The sequence below is a fragment of the Rickettsiella endosymbiont of Miltochrista miniata genome, assembly GCF_964031245.1.
Taxonomy (GTDB): domain Bacteria; phylum Pseudomonadota; class Gammaproteobacteria; order Diplorickettsiales; family Diplorickettsiaceae; genus Aquirickettsiella.
The window spans coordinates 371,371-387,456 of the sequence record NZ_OZ035017.1; the positions used below are offsets into that span (position 1 = coordinate 371,371).

17 protein-coding genes and 1 tRNA gene are annotated in these 16,086 nt (G+C 32.6%); 10 read left to right on the forward strand and 8 right to left on the reverse strand.

Features of this window, described 5'->3' with window-relative positions; genetic code table 11:
• The first annotated feature begins 16 nt into the window (after window positions 1-16).
• Window positions 17-673: a histidine phosphatase family protein gene (locus tag AAHH40_RS01690; protein WP_342220398.1), complete on the forward strand. Its 657-nt coding sequence runs from the start codon at window positions 17-19 to the stop codon at window positions 671-673.
• A gap of 20 nt (window positions 674-693) precedes the next feature.
• On the opposite strand, the gene AAHH40_RS01695 is transcribed toward AAHH40_RS01690, so the two are convergent.
• A complete protein-coding gene (locus AAHH40_RS01695; protein WP_342220399.1) occupies window positions 694-1,320 on the reverse strand; it encodes a M15 family metallopeptidase in 627 nt (208 codons plus the stop codon).
• Window positions 1,321-1,737: 417 nt separating this feature from the next.
• Between AAHH40_RS01695 and AAHH40_RS01700 the strand changes: the two genes are divergently transcribed.
• The 3 genes from AAHH40_RS01700 to AAHH40_RS01710 all read left to right on the forward strand — a co-directional run bounded on the left by AAHH40_RS01700 (window position 1,738) and on the right by AAHH40_RS01710 (window position 3,577).
• Window positions 1,738-1,814, forward strand: a tRNA-Ile gene (locus tag AAHH40_RS01700).
• A 327-nt stretch (window positions 1,815-2,141) separates the two neighbouring features.
• Complete coding sequence (locus tag AAHH40_RS01705; protein WP_342220400.1) at window positions 2,142-2,702, forward strand: response regulator; 561 nt, start codon at window positions 2,142-2,144, stop codon at window positions 2,700-2,702.
• Window positions 2,703-2,704: 2 nt separating this feature from the next.
• A complete protein-coding gene (locus AAHH40_RS01710; protein WP_342220401.1) occupies window positions 2,705-3,577 on the forward strand; it encodes a hypothetical protein in 873 nt (290 codons plus the stop codon).
• 257 nt (window positions 3,578-3,834) lie between these two features.
• On the opposite strand, the gene AAHH40_RS01715 is transcribed toward AAHH40_RS01710, so the two are convergent.
• Entirely contained in the window at window positions 3,835-5,253 is a 1,419-nt protein-coding gene (locus AAHH40_RS01715; RefSeq protein ID WP_342220402.1) for an FAD-dependent oxidoreductase, read from the reverse strand.
• Window positions 5,254-5,532: 279 nt separating this feature from the next.
• Between AAHH40_RS01715 and AAHH40_RS01720 the strand changes: the two genes are divergently transcribed.
• On the forward strand, window positions 5,533-7,557 hold the full coding sequence (locus AAHH40_RS01720; protein ID WP_342220403.1) for an ATP-binding protein: 2,025 nt from the start codon (window positions 5,533-5,535) through the stop codon (window positions 7,555-7,557).
• Window positions 7,558-7,594: 37 nt separating this feature from the next.
• Here the strand turns inward: AAHH40_RS01720 and AAHH40_RS01725 are convergent, their stop codons facing one another.
• The 4 genes from AAHH40_RS01725 to AAHH40_RS01740 all read right to left on the reverse strand — a co-directional run bounded on the left by AAHH40_RS01725 (window position 7,595) and on the right by AAHH40_RS01740 (window position 11,275).
• Window positions 7,595-8,590, reverse strand: a complete 996-nt coding sequence (locus AAHH40_RS01725) for a hypothetical protein (RefSeq protein WP_342220404.1) — start codon at window positions 8,588-8,590, stop codon at window positions 7,595-7,597.
• Window positions 8,591-8,607: 17 nt separating this feature from the next.
• Complete coding sequence (locus AAHH40_RS01730; RefSeq protein WP_342220405.1) at window positions 8,608-9,921, reverse strand: HAMP domain-containing sensor histidine kinase; 1,314 nt, start codon at window positions 9,919-9,921, stop codon at window positions 8,608-8,610.
• Window positions 9,875-10,633 (reverse strand): iron-containing redox enzyme family protein, encoded by a 759-nt coding sequence (locus AAHH40_RS01735; RefSeq protein ID WP_342220406.1) that lies wholly within the window; start codon window positions 10,631-10,633, stop codon window positions 9,875-9,877. Before AAHH40_RS01735 ends, AAHH40_RS01730 begins: the two co-directional genes overlap by 47 nt.
• 273 nt (window positions 10,634-10,906) lie before the next feature.
• Window positions 10,907-11,275 (reverse strand): helix-turn-helix transcriptional regulator, encoded by a 369-nt coding sequence (locus AAHH40_RS01740; RefSeq protein ID WP_342220407.1) that lies wholly within the window; start codon window positions 11,273-11,275, stop codon window positions 10,907-10,909.
• 297 nt (window positions 11,276-11,572) lie between these two features.
• Between AAHH40_RS01740 and AAHH40_RS01745 the strand changes: the two genes are divergently transcribed.
• The 3 genes from AAHH40_RS01745 to AAHH40_RS01755 all read left to right on the forward strand — a co-directional run bounded on the left by AAHH40_RS01745 (window position 11,573) and on the right by AAHH40_RS01755 (window position 13,026).
• Window positions 11,573-12,220, forward strand: a complete 648-nt coding sequence (locus AAHH40_RS01745) for a hypothetical protein (RefSeq protein ID WP_342220408.1) — start codon at window positions 11,573-11,575, stop codon at window positions 12,218-12,220.
• 148 nt (window positions 12,221-12,368) lie between these two features.
• The gene (locus AAHH40_RS01750) at window positions 12,369-12,770 is read left to right on the forward strand and encodes a response regulator (protein WP_342220409.1); all 402 of its coding nucleotides are present in this window, start codon (window positions 12,369-12,371) and stop codon (window positions 12,768-12,770) included.
• An 82-nt stretch (window positions 12,771-12,852) separates the two neighbouring features.
• Window positions 12,853-13,026: an ATP-binding protein gene (locus tag AAHH40_RS01755; RefSeq protein WP_342220410.1), complete on the forward strand. Its 174-nt coding sequence runs from the start codon at window positions 12,853-12,855 to the stop codon at window positions 13,024-13,026.
• Between the two features lie 207 nt (window positions 13,027-13,233).
• Here AAHH40_RS01755 and AAHH40_RS01760 read toward each other — a convergent pair whose 3' ends face one another.
• The gene (locus AAHH40_RS01760; protein WP_342220411.1) at window positions 13,234-13,998 is read right to left on the reverse strand and encodes a hypothetical protein; all 765 of its coding nucleotides are present in this window, start codon (window positions 13,996-13,998) and stop codon (window positions 13,234-13,236) included.
• A 225-nt stretch (window positions 13,999-14,223) separates the two neighbouring features.
• Here AAHH40_RS01760 and AAHH40_RS01765 point away from each other — a divergent pair, with 225 nt between their 5' ends.
• A complete protein-coding gene (locus AAHH40_RS01765; protein ID WP_342220412.1) occupies window positions 14,224-14,586 on the forward strand; it encodes a helix-turn-helix transcriptional regulator in 363 nt (120 codons plus the stop codon).
• Between the two features lie 63 nt (window positions 14,587-14,649).
• Window positions 14,650-15,165, forward strand: a complete 516-nt coding sequence (locus tag AAHH40_RS01770; protein WP_342220781.1) for a PAS domain-containing protein — start codon at window positions 14,650-14,652, stop codon at window positions 15,163-15,165.
• 165 nt (window positions 15,166-15,330) lie between these two features.
• Here the strand turns inward: AAHH40_RS01770 and AAHH40_RS01775 are convergent, their stop codons facing one another.
• Window positions 15,331-16,074 (reverse strand): Dabb family protein, encoded by a 744-nt coding sequence (locus AAHH40_RS01775; protein ID WP_342220413.1) that lies wholly within the window; start codon window positions 16,072-16,074, stop codon window positions 15,331-15,333.
• Window positions 16,075-16,086 lie beyond the last annotated feature (12 nt).

A 16,086-nucleotide genomic window follows, 5' to 3' on the forward strand; every position in this document is an offset into this window, starting at 1 on the left:
AATAAATGATATAAATATGAAAGTTATTTTATCTCGACATGGTAATACGTTTTCTACGAGCGATCCGGTGGTATGGGTAGGTGCGGCACAAGATTTACCTCTCGTAGATTCAGGTATCTTACAAGCTAAATGTCTGGCACAAGCTTTGCAAAAAGCCGATAGTCATCCTAAAGCTGTTTATTGTGGTCCTTTAAAAAGAACACGTGATTACGCAGCTATTGTGTTAGAACAGTTACATTCCTCTGTAAAACCTATTGTGGATTCCCGTTTAAACGAGATCGATTATGGAAATTGGGCGGGTCTTAGCAATACACAAATTCAAGAAATAGGAGAAGGTGACGATTTGTCTGCTTGGGAAAATTTAAGTATTTGGCCAAAAATTGCTGCCTGGTCAGGATCCCCTGCACATATGGTTAAAGAAGTTAAAGAGTTTAGCAAAGAGTTAGTGGCTCAATATGATCCCGCAGATACTCTTTTGGTGATTACCAGTAATGGTCGGCTACGTTATTTTCTAAAACTGATTCCCGATCTATTTGAACAACAGGTACAAAATAAAGAATTTAAAGTAGCAACGGGTAATATTTGTTTATTAACGCATGAAAATAGAAAATGGCAAATGAAATTTTGGAATAAAAAACCAGAGTATCTTTTGCAATATAAAAATGAAAGCTAAAGCAGGCTATATCAATTAATTTATTCTACAAAAAAATTAAAATAAGTATTTTTATAAGGTTCATTTTTTAAAGTAAAATGCCACCATTCGGTTCTTATTGGCATAAAGCCATGCTTGATCATTAATGATCGTAACAACATTCGGTTTTTAAATTGTTCAGGAGTAATATCCCGATTGTCCGGATGTGACAATGGATCTAGATAATCGAAAGGCGTGCCCATATCAAGAACTTGATTGCTTGCAAGATCAACAATAGTTAGATCAACTGTGCTGCCTCGGGTGTGGCCTGAACGACGTGCAATGTAACCGCGTTTAAACAGCTCTTTTTTATCAAAATGTGGATAAAACAAACTTTTCGTCTTTTCATCACTATTTTGGCTCCATAGGATAAAATCATCAACGGCCATCTGTGGTCGATAACAATCGTATACCAATAGGCCCAAATTTTGTTTATTCAGTTCTGTTTGTACTTTCAATAAGGCATGAGCAGCGGCACTGCTTAAAATACAGACAGGTTTCTTATAACCGGTAATTGGGCGACCAACAAAATTATTACTACCAAAATAACGCATATCTTGTTTAATGTTAGGAATAATTTCAGTTACATAAACAAAATTATCCGGTTTTTCTTCTGCAAAAACATCCATAACGATAAAAATCATCAAATAAAGGAATATAAAACACTTTGTGAAGATTATTTTACACATAAAAATAATGAATAATAAGAAGATCTATATTTATTTTACAATAGGAAATTTATTTCAGCTAAAAAATCATCAATTAAATTTTCGAGCATGGTGGTAGTTAATTAAAATGGGAATGGGAAATTAAAAATACCTGAAGGTTTAGTATTCCTTATTCCTGAATAGCAAGTAAAGAACCGTGAAGAATGATTAGTCATCCTGAATATGGGATCAGGTTAAGATAGTTTAAGTACTTAATGTTATTTACAAAATGAAGTGTATTGAAGATCGAGGTTAGCCAATAAGTCAATGAAAAATAAGGGAAAAATAGATAAAATTGCTAAGTTTCTCGAGATTGATTACAATCTACCTCCCTTCGAAGGGCCCATAGCTCAGTTGGTTAGAGCAGCGGACTCATAATCCGTTGGTCCTAGGTTCAAGTCCTAGTGGGCCCACCAGTATAATCAAACACTTACACTACTTTCCCAGCCTGAATTTAACATACGAGTTATCGGTTTATTCTTAAAAACAAAAACATAGGTTGGATCCATTCCTCTTACTGTCTCGATCAATGTTATTTCGATATAGGCTCAGTTGATTAATGGCCACCTCATTTTGTTCCAGAAAACCGATACTGCTAAATAACCCGATGAGATCACCCGCACTGGCTTCTGAGAATCAGTTATCACCATGCCTTAATCATACTGTACTTTTGGACAGTTACAAAAAAATTTAAATGCTTTATAAATTATTTTAAATTAATAAGGGGACAACAAGGAGCCAAAATGGAACGGAAGGAAGAACAAAAACTAGCGATTAATATCATTAAGCGTGTCTTGTTGATGGAAGATGATTTTCTTTGTCAGAAAATCATGATTAATTATCTATGTAAACTGAGCTATCAAGTTGATTTGATCGATGATGGTATCAAAGCTATTCAATTCATACAGGGTACCCCCTACGATTTGATAATAGCCGATATACGCTTAAAAGGGGCATCGGGTTGGGAGGTTATTGAGTGTGTGCGTGACAGTGAATCGAATGCAGGTACACCATTAATAGTATGGAGTGCCTTTGTTAATAAAAATCACGAGGAACAGTATTTGGCTTGGGGTGCTGATGCCGCTTTAGTTAAATGGTGTTCATATAAATTATTAGAAAATACGATTCAACAATGTTTTTTAACGCCGCGATATAAAAGAAACTTTTTTTATAAATTTAAGGCATTTAAAAAAAAATTCCTGGAAAATTGCCCAATCGAATTAATAAAAAATATTAACTATTTACGTCAGCTAGTAGTCGAATATCAGTACTGGTCGAACTTCCATAATAAGAGTGAAAAATAAGTATGATAAAAAGCATATTAATCAATAAATTTATTCACGCATTTAATACGGCTTATTCATTAAAACCACCTAGTATTACCGTTACGGACATGGATGAGCCAGAAAAACCAATAGAGCTCATATTTACGTCTTTAGCATCTAGGTTAGCCGTATTACATTATCGCCAATTATGTGATTATCTATCTGCTTATACTCCAGGGCTGCGCAAGAAAGATTATCGCGAAGCTATCCGTGAGCTTCTGAAAGGGAAAGACTATAACCCTACCTATTTTAAGCTATTTGAGCGTTACTATTGGAGAGAATGGCCAAGAACTCCCTTAGTGGAAGAAATAACCCAACATATTTTGGAAGACACAAGCGGAATCAAATATTTGCTTATGCTTTCTGAAGAAGATCGCGATAGTTTACAAGCAGTTATAAATGCACTCCATATTTGCCTATGGTTAGAGCCGCCTAGTATTTTTAGAGATAAATCTGAAAAGCTTATTGATGATTTGCAAAACTATTTAGATGGATATTTTGTTTTTTGTAGCGAAGCTGGAATAACTCCAATTACTTCTAGAACTTCCTTGCAATATCAGCAAATCAAAAAAGAAGCAGGAGAAGAGCTTATACAGCAGATCCAAGTGGCCCTTTCAAACTATCAAAAAGAGATATTTAAGTTAGGTCTAATATCTGATGGGGAAGAAGAAAAAGGATCATTATGGAAAAATATAAAGCTTTTATTGTACCAATTCCTTGGGTCGATTCAGAATTTACTATTTCCTAGACCCCCATGTTCTAATTTTTTCAAAAAACCGTCCGCTAAACCCATCAATGATCTAACGCAATTGTTGTGTGACACCTGTGAAAATACAGTATTAAAAGTATGCTAAACGAATTAACTAAAAAATTGAATGCTTATCTTCAACACAGAAAAGATCCTGTCTAGATAGCTTTGTTTTCTAAAGTTGGTCTTTATCTCTGGGCTGGTATCGGAAGTATAGGGCTACTGTATTTTACTATGAGTTCAGGTATTACTTCCGTTGTTAATCTAGATATAGGAGGTAATCAATAGCTTTGATAAAATATCTTTTTTTTAGTTTCTTTGATACTTTATTCGAGGAGTTATTTATTACTTTTACTTCATTTTCTAGCTATTATTCCCTCTCAACTTCACATTCGGAGATGCTATTGGTCTAGAAATATGATGCTTTTGCGCGGATGATTTCCAGAAGCAAAGTGATTTGGATTTTTTAACAGGAGCACTCTCGATTTTTCCATAAGGCTGCAATTCACAAGTATTTTGTAAAATATTTTTTGGTTTTTCAGCAATTTCATGTTTCGCCGTAAAAAGTGTCCCGCCTTCTACATAACAATAATTACCTTCCCTAATTACCTTTTTTTGATTTAGCCCGACGAGTGACAATACTTCGTTTCCGGCATCAAAGATATTACTTACTTTCCCTGGAATGACGTAAATCATCCCATTTTCTCTATTTTTAAAAGTAACGGCACTGCGAAACTCTCGTTCCGTTTTAATCTTAGCCAAAACAGCCCCGATCCATGTTGTATAGGTAAACTTTTGTTTGAATGTCGGCCAAAATCTTTCCATTTCTTTTTCGCAATTGGGTACAACTTGCTGAGCAATAAACTTATCGGTAACAGAAGAAAGACAATTTTTAGCTTCCTTAGCCGTTTTATAAGAGCCCATAATTGTCCATTTTCCATGGGTCATTATATATTTTGAAAAAACTTGATTTTTATTTATACGATCATCATAAGGCATTAAACAGGGGAACCATCCATCCATTACGATAAATGAAAAAGGTAACTTGGGAAGAGGTTTTTCAGTATGTTCGTATATTAGCGCTAGACAAGGTTGATAGACAATTTCCATTTTTAAAGGCAATCCTTTAGGATCAGGTATCAATGCTTGATAGCTTGTTGTGTTAATAACATGATTAAAAATGAAAGATTTCTTCTTACGCATTTCGCCCTGCTTACCTCTCACAACAAGCTGATTGTTAAGACGTTTTTCAACTCTTGTAACATGAAAATTGCATAACAATTTTACTCCCGCATTGGTTAAAGCGGCACTAAAAAAATTACGTAAAGGTTCACCTAATATTAGACTTGGCTCTTCAACATTAACTGCAAAACTTAAATTATCGTATCCCCAGTCAGCTGGTAGGATCTCGCTATAAATTTCAAGCTCTTTACAGATAGAGGTAAATTTTTCCTTATCTATTTTAGATGGATCTCCATTTGCATCTATAATTCCCACACCATAAACTGAATACATATGCGGTGTGATCAATTCAGGATAATAATTGAAAAACTGATGAAAGCCTTTGCGACAAGCTATTCTTGTTTCCTCGGATCGAGGATAGTGAAGGCCACTGTGTATTCTGATGCCAAACTTTCCTGAAATTTCACTAAATATGTCAGGATTTTTTTCGAGCAGCGTTATTTTGCATGTCGGGCATTTGCTTTTTAAAACTAAAGCAATATGTACTCCGTACCACCCTGATCCTATAATGGCAATTTTGTTTTTTTTTATATTATTCATCTTAAATATTTATTTTTTATAAAATGGTTAGCATTATTCATATGGGGTTATTAGATATAACTCTGCAACACCTTATTAGTATAAACCAATTGATGAAATAAAATAAAAATGAAAGAATAAGCATTACCTTTTCTAGGTATATTGGTTATATAAATTCAATAATACTTTGCATAAAGCTTAAACACCTGATCATCCAGTAAGATGATAAGTACTAGCCATAGCCTTATCTTTAATGTATATTTTCTGCGCGGATTGATTTGGTTTTCTTGGAAGTTTTTTATGAATTTTAACCAAAAAAAAGATGGGTTTGATAGTGCATTTGTTCTTGAATTATTAAAACAATTGCCTGTCCATGTTTTTTGGAAGGATAGGGAAGGAAAGTATCTAGGCTGTAACGATCTTTTTGCGCGTGGTCTTGGCCTATCTTCTTCGGAAGCGGTGATAGGAAAAACCGATTATGATCTTCCTGTAAGGAAAAAAGATAGTGATATCTATCGTAAGGATGATAAAGAAGTAATGGAGTCTCGCATTCCTAAGCTTAATATCGAAGAGGAGCAAACCTTTCCTGATGGTAGAAAAGGTTATCTATTAACTAATAAAGTACCCGTGTTTAATAAAAATAATGAAGTTATCGGTGTTATAGGTGTTTATAGTGACATTACTGAAAGAAAAAAATCAGAAGAAGCTTTAAAATTAGCTAAAGATAAAGCAGAAGTAGCCAATCAAGCAAAAACAGAGTTTCTCGAAAACATGCGCCATGACATCCGGACACCCTTATCGGGAATTGTGGGCTGTGCGCATTTGATTCAAATGGAATCAAACAATCCAAAAAAAGTAGCTGAATATGCTACAGACCTAGCTCAATCCAGTGACGCTTTATTGGAATTTCTGAATAAAATATTAGAAAGTATTAAGGTCGCAACAGGTGAAATTCCGATCTTGAAGCAAAGGTTTGACTTGCATAAAGAGTTGGAACAGATCGTACGCTTAAACAAGCCGCAAGCCGACATAAAGCACATCAATTTATATTTGGATTATGATAAAAGCATTCCAGCTTATTTGTTGGGTGATCCTCTACGATTTCAACGCATTGTTCTAGAGTTGGTGACGAATGCAATAAAGTATACTGATAAAGGCGAGATTAAAGTCAGCGCACGTTTAATAAAAAACAAAACGCATACGGGGCAATTAATTATTGAGCTCCGCGTTAGAGATACAGGTATGGGTATTCCTCGTGATAAACAAACCGAAGTCTATACACGCTTTACACGTCTAGTTCCTGCTTATCGAGGAATTTATCCAGGAACAGGCTTAGGCCTTTCAGTGGTTAAACAATTTATCGATGACTTGGGCGGTGAAATTCATATTGAGAGTGATGTAGGAAAAGGTGCAACTTTTATTTGTTTAATTCCTTTACAAGAGTCATTATCAACAAAAGATGGGAATGCGATAAAGGAAATACAATCGTTCGAAAGTGATACTTACTTAATCGATAAAAAAGTGTCCATGATACCTGCGTTACAAGATTCTCTTGTGACGACAGAAAGTCGTGTGTTAGTGGTAGAAGATAATCTCATCGCGGCAAAAATCGCGCAGGGTATTCTGTCAAATTTTAATTGCCAAATTGATATTGCACCGGATGGGAAAACCGCATTGACTCTCATAGAGAAAAATCATTATGGTCTTATATTGATGGATATTGGCCTGTCAGATGCAGATGGTTGTGATATAACGCGTCTTATTCGTTCAAAACAATGGAATAATAATTCATCGATTCCCATTGTTGGATTAACAGCACATATAGATGAGGAAAATAAACGACGTTGTTTAGAAAAAGGGATGAATGCGATCTATATCAAACCATTAACACCAGAGAAAGCTTCTGGAATCCTAAATGCGTTTCTATCGCTTTCACAAGCCTCTATTTTTAAAGAACATCAGACTAAATCCACCAATCAATTACAATCATTGTCTCTTTTAGACAAAGAGAAGGCATTAGAATTTCTGGGTAGTGACGAAAAGCTTCATGAGATGTTGGCCTTGCTAGTAAATAGTCTGACAAAAGAAATACCTAATCTAGAACAATACCATCAGGACAATGATTGGCAGGGTATACAAGTGTTGGCCCATAAATGGAAAGGTGGAGCAAGTTATTGCTCTGCAAGTCGCTTAGAGCAAATTTGCATAGAAATGATAACTGCATTGAAAGCAGAGTCGCTTGAAGAAGCTGAAGTGTTTTACCAGCAGTTACTTCAAATCGCAGAAGCAACTAAAGAAGTAGCTAGAAAGGTTATAGGCACCTGATTAGTAATAAAGGAATGAATCTTCCAAAAGAATTACTTTAAATAACAAGATTATCTAAAAACTTACTGTAAGATAGGATTTTTTCCATTTCCGTATTCAATGGGGTTAAATTATCAATAAAAGAATAATAATATAATTCCTTGCCATGTAGCTTTACTGCCGGGTATAAATATTTTTCCCATTCAGAAGGTGGTTCAGCAAGCTCAACTTCAGTATGAAAATAAGGTAATTTTTCCCTGTTTTGCAAAGCGTTCAAAATAGGTTCTGGGGCTTCTTCAAAAGCAGCAAAATTGATTAGGCTCTGCAATTCAGACTCTTTTTTTACAATAAGCCATTTCATTTTTTTATTTTTATCAAGTAAAAGGTAGCTACCTTGTTCATCTAAGAGATAGTATTCGACAATCTGATGTTTTCTACAAAGTTTATTGAATAATTCGATAAATACAGGATCTTCAATGATAGACAACACATTATTTTTATTAATTTTACTCAATGAAATGTCTGTTAATGCGATAAAATAATTTTCTTGTAGTTCTTGAATATTATCCATGATGACATTTAAAAATCCTATGGAAGATTTTAAAATAAATTTGTTAATGATGCCTTCATTAAAAGCGACTATGGCTAATTCATTACTTGCTTCGCCTGTTAACATAATTTTTTGTAAATATTTAGATTTAATTTCTTTACAAAATTCAGTCCCATTCATGTAAGGCATGGAATAATCGGCAAGTAAAACAGAGATTTCCTCATAACGATTTGAATTATAGATTTCATGGTGAATTTTTTTGATGTTTAAGCCAGCGACGGGTTGTTCAATAAAGCTATCTTCTTCAGATAATAAACTTCGATTAATAAAAGGCTCATATTGGTATGAATTATTTAGAAAATCTAAAGCTTTCTTAGGATTTTCATAAAAATAACATGAATAATCGCTTAATCCTAACCGGAGCGATTGAAGGAACTTTTTATTGTCATCTACCAATATAAGACTTGTAGGATAATAGCAAATGTTTAATCTATTTTTTTTCATAGTAATTATTATAAAAATTAAAATTTAGAATTAATTTTAGGGAATTTCAGTGTAAATAAAGTGTATTCATTTTCAATAGATTCACACAGTATTTCTCCTCCTAAGGATTCCATAGCAGCTCGGCAAAAGGTAAGGCCAATACCCGTTCCATGAGGAGTTTTAGTATAAAAACGGTCAAATATACGTCCAATAAACTCTTTAACTATACCCGTTCCTGTATCTTTGAAGCAAAGCTTGTTTTCGTTATTTGACTCTAACCAGATATAAACTTCGCCCTTATTAGCTTTAGCAATATGAAATAAGGCATTTCTTAATAAATTGAATAATACATGTGTAATTAACAAATACTCTCCCTTAACTATAAAATCATGATTTTCTGACCAATGAATCAATGCTCTTTCTTCTTCTGAAAAGGGATATCGAGATAGAGTTTCGGTGACACATTTGGCTATTGAAAAAGTTTTGCATGAGTCCATACTGAATTGAGGGCTTACATTCATAAGTAGCATGTCAATAAATAGAGCTGCAGCTTCAGTCTCTAATTCCATATCCGAAGAAGTTTTTTCTATGAGTTTAAACGTACTCTTTTTAATAGTTTCTACGGGTAGATTGGCATCTGAAGCCATTAGATAGGCATGGGAAAAATAAGGAAAATATTTTTTAATATTTTTTGCGCCTATATTAAGCGTAGCTAATGGAGTACGCAATTCATGAGCAATGCTTGTTGCTACCGAAGACATAGCATTTAACCGTTCTTTACCTGATTTTTCTTTATTACGAGCAAAAAGCAATACAACAGCTAAGGAACCCAAGTATTGAGACATTAAGCCAACAAAGTTATCATTTTTAAAAGGAATGGCTGAAGTAAAGTGATAGCTTAACCAGGCAAGAAAAACTCCTAAGGTAAGCAAAATTATAAAGCTAAGCCAATCTACCAGCAGCATAAGTAATACTAATACGATAGTGGTGCTCATAAGCCAGACATCAATGGCATGATTCTTCAATAGCATGAAACAAAAAAAGAAAGGCAGGCAAAACAATAATGTTATATACCAATAAGTAGGTAACCATGGCTGCAGCTTTTTTGGCCAATATTTGTTTAATACTAAAAATAAGCAAAGTAAAGTTGCAACTATGCGTAAAGATAAGCTTTCATAGGATTGGGAGGAAAAAAATTTCCATATAATATAATAGAGAGGGTAATTGAGAAGGCCAAATATACCAAAAATCACATATTGGGCACCAAAATCTTCTACTTTTACACTAATATGTCCATTAATTTTTTTAGCTAGGTAGCCTAGTTTCTTTATTGTTATAATTAAAAATCGCATCCGATAAGCTCTTCCACATTGAAGTTTGAAAGTCACTGATAAAATTAAATACTTCTTGTGCTACAAGTGGTTTTTTTTGCCAAAGTTCCTGAAACGCTGCTATTAATATTCCTTCAAAATGATCTGCTTTTATGTGCACATTAAAAAAAGTTAACGCTTTTCCGGTAGCGCCTATGCTTTCTGCAATGTTGCGCAAATTTAAATAATCAACATTATCTAGTCGTTCTATGGCAGCAAATGCAGCTAGCCTATGGTCCCAATCGTTTTTTCTAAGCCAAAGCAATTGGTTTCTAATATATTCTTTTGCAAAATGTAAGTAGGTAGTTTCTTCTAATAACTCGTAAGTTAAATCAACATCAAAACTTTGAGCAAATTGAAAATATAATTGTTCATGAGATAAGCCATTCATACCAAACTCATCATGAACATTTTTTAAGATCATTTGTTTGGATTTGTAATCTGGTGCAAAATTTCCCATATACCATAAGAAACTATCGAAGTGACCACGTATATGATATAAAACTTTTATAAAAAATTGACATTGTTCTTTGCTCCAATGCTTAGTTAAAGAATAATTAAATATATCTATGTTTGATATTTTTCTTTGGTAATCCTCATCCCAATTAACGAGAAAATTTTGTAAATCAGTGATTGCTAAGACATTTTGATCAATACCGGAAGATTCAGCTTTATTCTTTATTATAGTGCTCATGGTTAATCCTAATTAGATATTAATAACCAGGATTAAATATTCATAAGCACAATTGAATGTATTTCAATATAAATGTGATTAATTTGGGAATATTATAAAATAAAATAAAATAAATTTATTTCCCATCCTGATTTTTGTGGACATGTTACCATGAATTTAATGGTTGTTAACATAAAGATAACCCTATATGGTTAGATAAAATTCAAGCCTAAATATATAGAGTTTTAACTCTCAGTTTTCGGATAACTCAACTGGATATTTCTATCTTTTAGCTTAAAGAAAATCCTGGCCTGAATATTCTCGGAGATAGCCGTGAGTTATTCCCTTATAGACCGCCTGTGCCATTGTTTCACTTTCTAGTTTGTATTTTATGTTTTTATGCCATGTTTCAACTGTTGAAGGCATTACTTCTAATAGATTTGCTGTTTCTTTTACTCTTTTACCTAAGGACGCTAAAAGCAAACAGCAGAGCTCCCGACTGGTTAATTTAGGGTTAAAGGTTAATTCTTTGGTTATGTTGGTTTTTAAAAGTAGAGATTCAGCAAGTTTTAGTTGTTTATAATTAGGGTTCTTATTGCCTAACTTTACCAACAATTTTTTTATAACAAAATCAGTGTTTTTTCTTGATGGGATTTTTGTCATTTGCTATTCCTTTTGAATTATTTTGATAGAATAAGTGATATAAAATATATTTAGTTCTATCCATTAAATTAGGGATGTTTCCTATAGCAAAGTATTTATCCTTTGCAAATAGAAATTGCATAATTTAGTATGCAATCCGAAACATAATTGTTATGCAAATTTTGCATAAAATATATCAGATATAAGCCATATTTTGTGTAGGTAATTTCTTATGAGTTATTCACTGTGACTAAAAAATCAACTGATAATATTTCTAAATTGGACTCCAATAATTATAAGGAGGCCCGCGGAGAAAGAGTGCGTTATCTTCGTGAAACCTTATTGAGATTAAATCGTAAAAAATTCTGCCAACGTCATGCGATCATTGGTGAAGGGACTTTGCTTAATTGGGAATATGCCAGATATGGAGGGCTAAGTATGAAAGGGGCATATGCATTACAAGAGATATTTCAAGAGGAAGGTATTCTTAATTGCACAATTGAATGGTTGTTACATGGAATTGGAGAAACTCCCACTTTGATGTATTCATATCAGCATTTAAATCATGAAAAAAATCTTTCTAAAAAACCATCCGTAGAATCTGAGAATGAAAAAATAAAGAAAGAAATCAACTTATTCTATATTCATCACCCTAATGCTATCCATACCATCATTGAAGATGCCCTAATGCAGCCTTATTATAATCGCGGTGATTATGTAGCGGGAATTAAATGTGATTTAAATAATATAGAAACTTTATTTCGTAAGACCTGTATTATTCAAACTATTGAAAATACCATTTTAGTTCGAAAAATATATCCTTCAGATAAAAAAGAACTATTTGTTTTGAAAACTAACAAATTATGCAAAACAGAAAATAAGAATAGCGTTAAAATACTTAATGTAGCTCCTATTATTTGGATTAGAAGGCAAGTTAAGAATGAATTATATCATTTAAAATCATGAAGTTTTAACTATAAATTTTACATTTTTTTAGTATAGATACTAATTAATAGTAACTTATATTTGTATTTTTAATCCTTTTATTCAGGGAGTGTTTTTTTTTAATGCATTATACATAATATTTCCAGAATTTTATTTCGAGGAAATTTATATGTCGTTTAAAAAACAACTAATATTAAATCATCAAGCTTTATTCGTTGAAGATGATCCAATACAGCAAAAGGTAATTGGCACTATGCTATCTCAATTAGGCTATACAATTGATATTGTTGGAAACGCGAAAGATGGAATTTGTCGATTGCAAGATAAAGTATTTAATCTTGTAGTTTTAGATTTAGGACTACCTGATCTTCCTGGCGAAGTAGTTATTGATGCTGTTCGAAAATGTACGCGTAATTCAGATGCATTAATTATTGTTACATCTGCTCATGCGGATAAAAAAAATCAACAGAGATGTTTGCATTTTGGAGCAAATACCGTACTTGTGAAACCCATATATAAGGAGAATTTAGAAGAAATTATTTACCCAAATACTCGTAGCTTAGACAGGTAAAAATATTTTTTAAAAGGTCTAATTTTTTTTCAATAAAACAAAATTGTGATGCAAATTTTATATAAAATAAGTAATAACTCTCATGAGAAGTCAAGGTATTTATTCAGGAGTTGGGTTAGGTTTACCCATTATCAAACAATTTCTCGACGATTTGCAAGCCGAGATCTACTTGGAAAGTCAATCTAAACAAGGCTCAAGCTTTACCTGTTTAATACCCTTTCAAGAACCATTACTCATGGACAGTTTCGGAACTTAAAAAAAATAAGCTAACTAATCTAGAAACTTTAATTATTGCATAACTTATTAAACCGAAGTTTATAGAATTTGTTGCAGATAAAGTATCAGCTTCCTAAGGCAGTTGCGTTCATCTGGTAGAATACCAAACGCACTTGTTACTAGTTACCAGCAAACTAACCAGTTTTCTTGTTAGTTGAAAATGGCCGGTAATTGTGTACCTATTAATTTATAAACATACAACTTGAGATGCCGCGGCAGATACGCTTATCTTTTTGTTTCTGACTTTCTCAATTATTTCATCACTACCATGTAGAATTATTTTTTTAAGCTGTATGTAGATATAACTACTATTTAGATCAAGAAGTTCGGTAACGAAGTCTCTTGTTCTTATGCCTCTTTCTAGATAAAAGTGAGGAGAATTCTCCATAGTTTTTTTTAAATCTGTTCGCTGTCCTTTTCTATTCCCAATAAATTTTTCTAAGCTTATCCCTATAGCTGTTCGCTCCAATAAATCAAACGTATTGGTTAGATGAAAAATTTCAAATTTTCTTTGGATTAAATCAGCGTGAGATATTCGCCATGCAACTATTGATTTTTTACCTTGTTTTTTAGTAATTTCGATGGCTTTAAGTCCATAAATAAGTTGATAGTTTTCGTCAACACAAATTGCCCGCTGCTTTTCCTTAGATAGATATTTGTGATCAGAAAAGCGCGGCACAATTACAGGCATAATAATTTTAGTTAGCGGTATTTCAGTTAAAGAACCAGGAAAAGTTTCTAACTCCAAATTGTATTTAACTTTCCAAGAAATAAGCTCTTTATAAATAATTCTTTTCCTGCTTTTAGCTTCGATACGTAAAGCAATATCGAGAGGAATTGGACGTCCTTCAAGATAATTATAAATAGTCGCTCGACTAATGCCAATTATATTTGCTGCTTTGGTAATGCTTCCAAAATGACGAATAAATTTCCAAACACTTTCTTCCTGCATAAAAGGGACCTTTCTTCTTTTAATTACTGCTCAGTTCTCGGTGTGCATTTCAGTCAATGATTATAATGTTACCCTGCGCAAGTTTTTGTGCCGGACAATTTTCCAATATATTATCTTTTGGTTTAAAAGTAAAACATCAACTATTAGATAAAGTGCATATTTTTTTCTTTATATATTTACTACATTAAACGATGTTGAATATAATATTATTTTTCATTAATTATTATGGCTAAAAATAATATAAGGACTTTTCCTGTCCTAAATAAATTGCATGAACAAGAAAGTAAGCTTAAAAAAGAATTAGCTAAAACTTTTCTTGAATATTTGAATTCATTACCGATCAATAAGCGTATTGAACAAATTGAATCGGTACTTTATGAAACAAACCATAAAAATCTGCCTACTCTTGATCGACGTTTAACTTCACAGGAGCAAAAATGTCTTCTCTTGGCAAGTAAAGGAAAAGAAATAAAAGAGATGGCAAGCATATTAGGTTTATCTCAACGCACCGTTAAATATCATAGGGCAAATATTGTTAAAAAACTTGAAGTGCCTAATTTGATGGCTGCTGTTGTTTCAAAAAATTAAGCTTATGTAACAGAAGATAAGGAATTTTTACAAACAGGATCTTTACAAGCTTATTGGAGAAACATAGTTTCTAAATTACCAGGACACGTTTATTGGAAAGATGTAGTCGGTATTTATAAGGGAGCTAATAATGCTCAAGCTATTTTCTTGGGTTATAAATCAGAAAAAGATCTTATTGGAAAAACGGATTTTGATTTTTTTTCTGAGGAGCAAGCCGAGGCGATCCGACAAATTGATATGCAAGTCATGAAAACACAAAAGGAGTATTGCATTGAAGAAACTGGAAATAATCATGAAGGGATAGAAAAAATATTTTTATCCCGAAAAATTCCACTTTATGATATTGAAAATAAAAAAATAATTGGCATTATTGGTACTTCTTTAGATATTACAGATAGGAAACTATCTTATATTGATAAACATGATTCTTTAATGCAAATAGCTCATGATTTAAAAAACCCGTTGGACTTTTTGAATATTCAACCTCAAATAAATAGATCAAGCCAACAAGCCCTATCACAATTAATCCATGACGCAAGCGGAAAGCTTTTAGAATTAATAAATTTAATGGTAAAGTGAAGCGTTTACCCTTCCTAAAACTAAAATGGTTCTTAAGTTACTTATTATAAAGAATAGACTACTGTTTTCTATTCCTCCATCTTCTATGTATTTATGTGATTTTTTTGAAATAAGCCAACTATTAAAACAATTGGCTTACTTTTTGGCTAATAAATGATTAATATATTAATTCAGCGCAGGTTTTGGTGCTGGATTGTTCTGAACTATATTATCTTCTGGGTTAAGAGTAAAAAATGAGCTATTAGATAAAGTAGATAATTTCTTCGGGGGCATCAAAATTTGATAATCAAAGGCTATTATTGATTCTGCTCCATTTTCCAATAAAGGAATAATACGATGGGCAACTTCTACATGTTGTTTATCCGTTAAGTAATTATCACGTTTTGATTCATCTGAAAAATTCATTTCGAAAACATAATTTTTATTGGAAGAATCATGACATTTTCCATAAGTAAAAGAGGATATGCCAGGGAGCTCATTAAACAGATTCGTTAACAATTCAAATGACTTATTAATTTCTACGGTTTTGGAGGTTTCTTTAAATGGTAAGAAGACTACATGGTTTATCGGAGATTGAGGCCGAACTAATTGATTAGTAAGCTGAGTAGAGGGTTCATACTCTGTTGAAAAAACTTGTTTTTCTTGGTTGAATGAAGGTTTTAATTTCTCTAAAAATTCGAGATATTCCTTCTCTGTATCTGATTTGAATTTAGCGGGGTTGCCATCCACAGTGATCTTCAAGATGTAATTATAACCTTTATTTCGTCCTTCAGCACTTTGGTAAGGACCATGTTCAATTAGATAAGTGACCTTATCTATTTCTTTAGATTTTAAAAAATCATCAAACTGGGTAATAACAGATTTTGAGCATTCTTTTAATGAAAAAAGTTTAATAAAATGATAATTCATATTTTCTCCGAT

Bases quoted from the DNA above. Each gene is read 5' to 3' on its own strand.
- AAHH40_RS01690 (WP_342220398.1), top strand. From the start codon at position 17: ATGAAAGTTATTTTATCTCGACATGGTAATACGTTTTCTACGAGCGAT.
- AAHH40_RS01695 (WP_342220399.1), bottom strand. From the start codon at position 1,320: ATGGATGTTTTTGCAGAAGAAAAACCGGATAATTTTGTTTATGTAACT.
- AAHH40_RS01705 (WP_342220400.1), top strand. From the start codon at position 2,142: ATGGAACGGAAGGAAGAACAAAAACTAGCGATTAATATCATTAAGCGT.
- AAHH40_RS01710 (WP_342220401.1), top strand. From the start codon at position 2,705: ATGATAAAAAGCATATTAATCAATAAATTTATTCACGCATTTAATACG.
- AAHH40_RS01715 (WP_342220402.1), bottom strand. From the start codon at position 5,253: ATGAATAATATAAAAAAAAACAAAATTGCCATTATAGGATCAGGGTGG.
- AAHH40_RS01720 (WP_342220403.1), top strand. From the start codon at position 5,533: ATGAATTTTAACCAAAAAAAAGATGGGTTTGATAGTGCATTTGTTCTT.
- AAHH40_RS01725 (WP_342220404.1), bottom strand. From the start codon at position 8,590: ATGAAAAAAAATAGATTAAACATTTGCTATTATCCTACAAGTCTTATA.
- AAHH40_RS01730 (WP_342220405.1), bottom strand. From the start codon at position 9,921: ATGCGATTTTTAATTATAACAATAAAGAAACTAGGCTACCTAGCTAAA.
- AAHH40_RS01735 (WP_342220406.1), bottom strand. From the start codon at position 10,633: ATGAGCACTATAATAAAGAATAAAGCTGAATCTTCCGGTATTGATCAA.
- AAHH40_RS01740 (WP_342220407.1), bottom strand. From the start codon at position 11,275: ATGACAAAAATCCCATCAAGAAAAAACACTGATTTTGTTATAAAAAAA.
- AAHH40_RS01750 (WP_342220409.1), top strand. From the start codon at position 12,369: ATGTCGTTTAAAAAACAACTAATATTAAATCATCAAGCTTTATTCGTT.
- AAHH40_RS01755 (WP_342220410.1), top strand. From the start codon at position 12,853: ATGAGAAGTCAAGGTATTTATTCAGGAGTTGGGTTAGGTTTACCCATT.
- AAHH40_RS01760 (WP_342220411.1), bottom strand. From the start codon at position 13,998: ATGCAGGAAGAAAGTGTTTGGAAATTTATTCGTCATTTTGGAAGCATT.
- AAHH40_RS01765 (WP_342220412.1), top strand. From the start codon at position 14,224: ATGGCTAAAAATAATATAAGGACTTTTCCTGTCCTAAATAAATTGCAT.
- AAHH40_RS01775 (WP_342220413.1), bottom strand. From the start codon at position 16,074: ATGAATTATCATTTTATTAAACTTTTTTCATTAAAAGAATGCTCAAAA.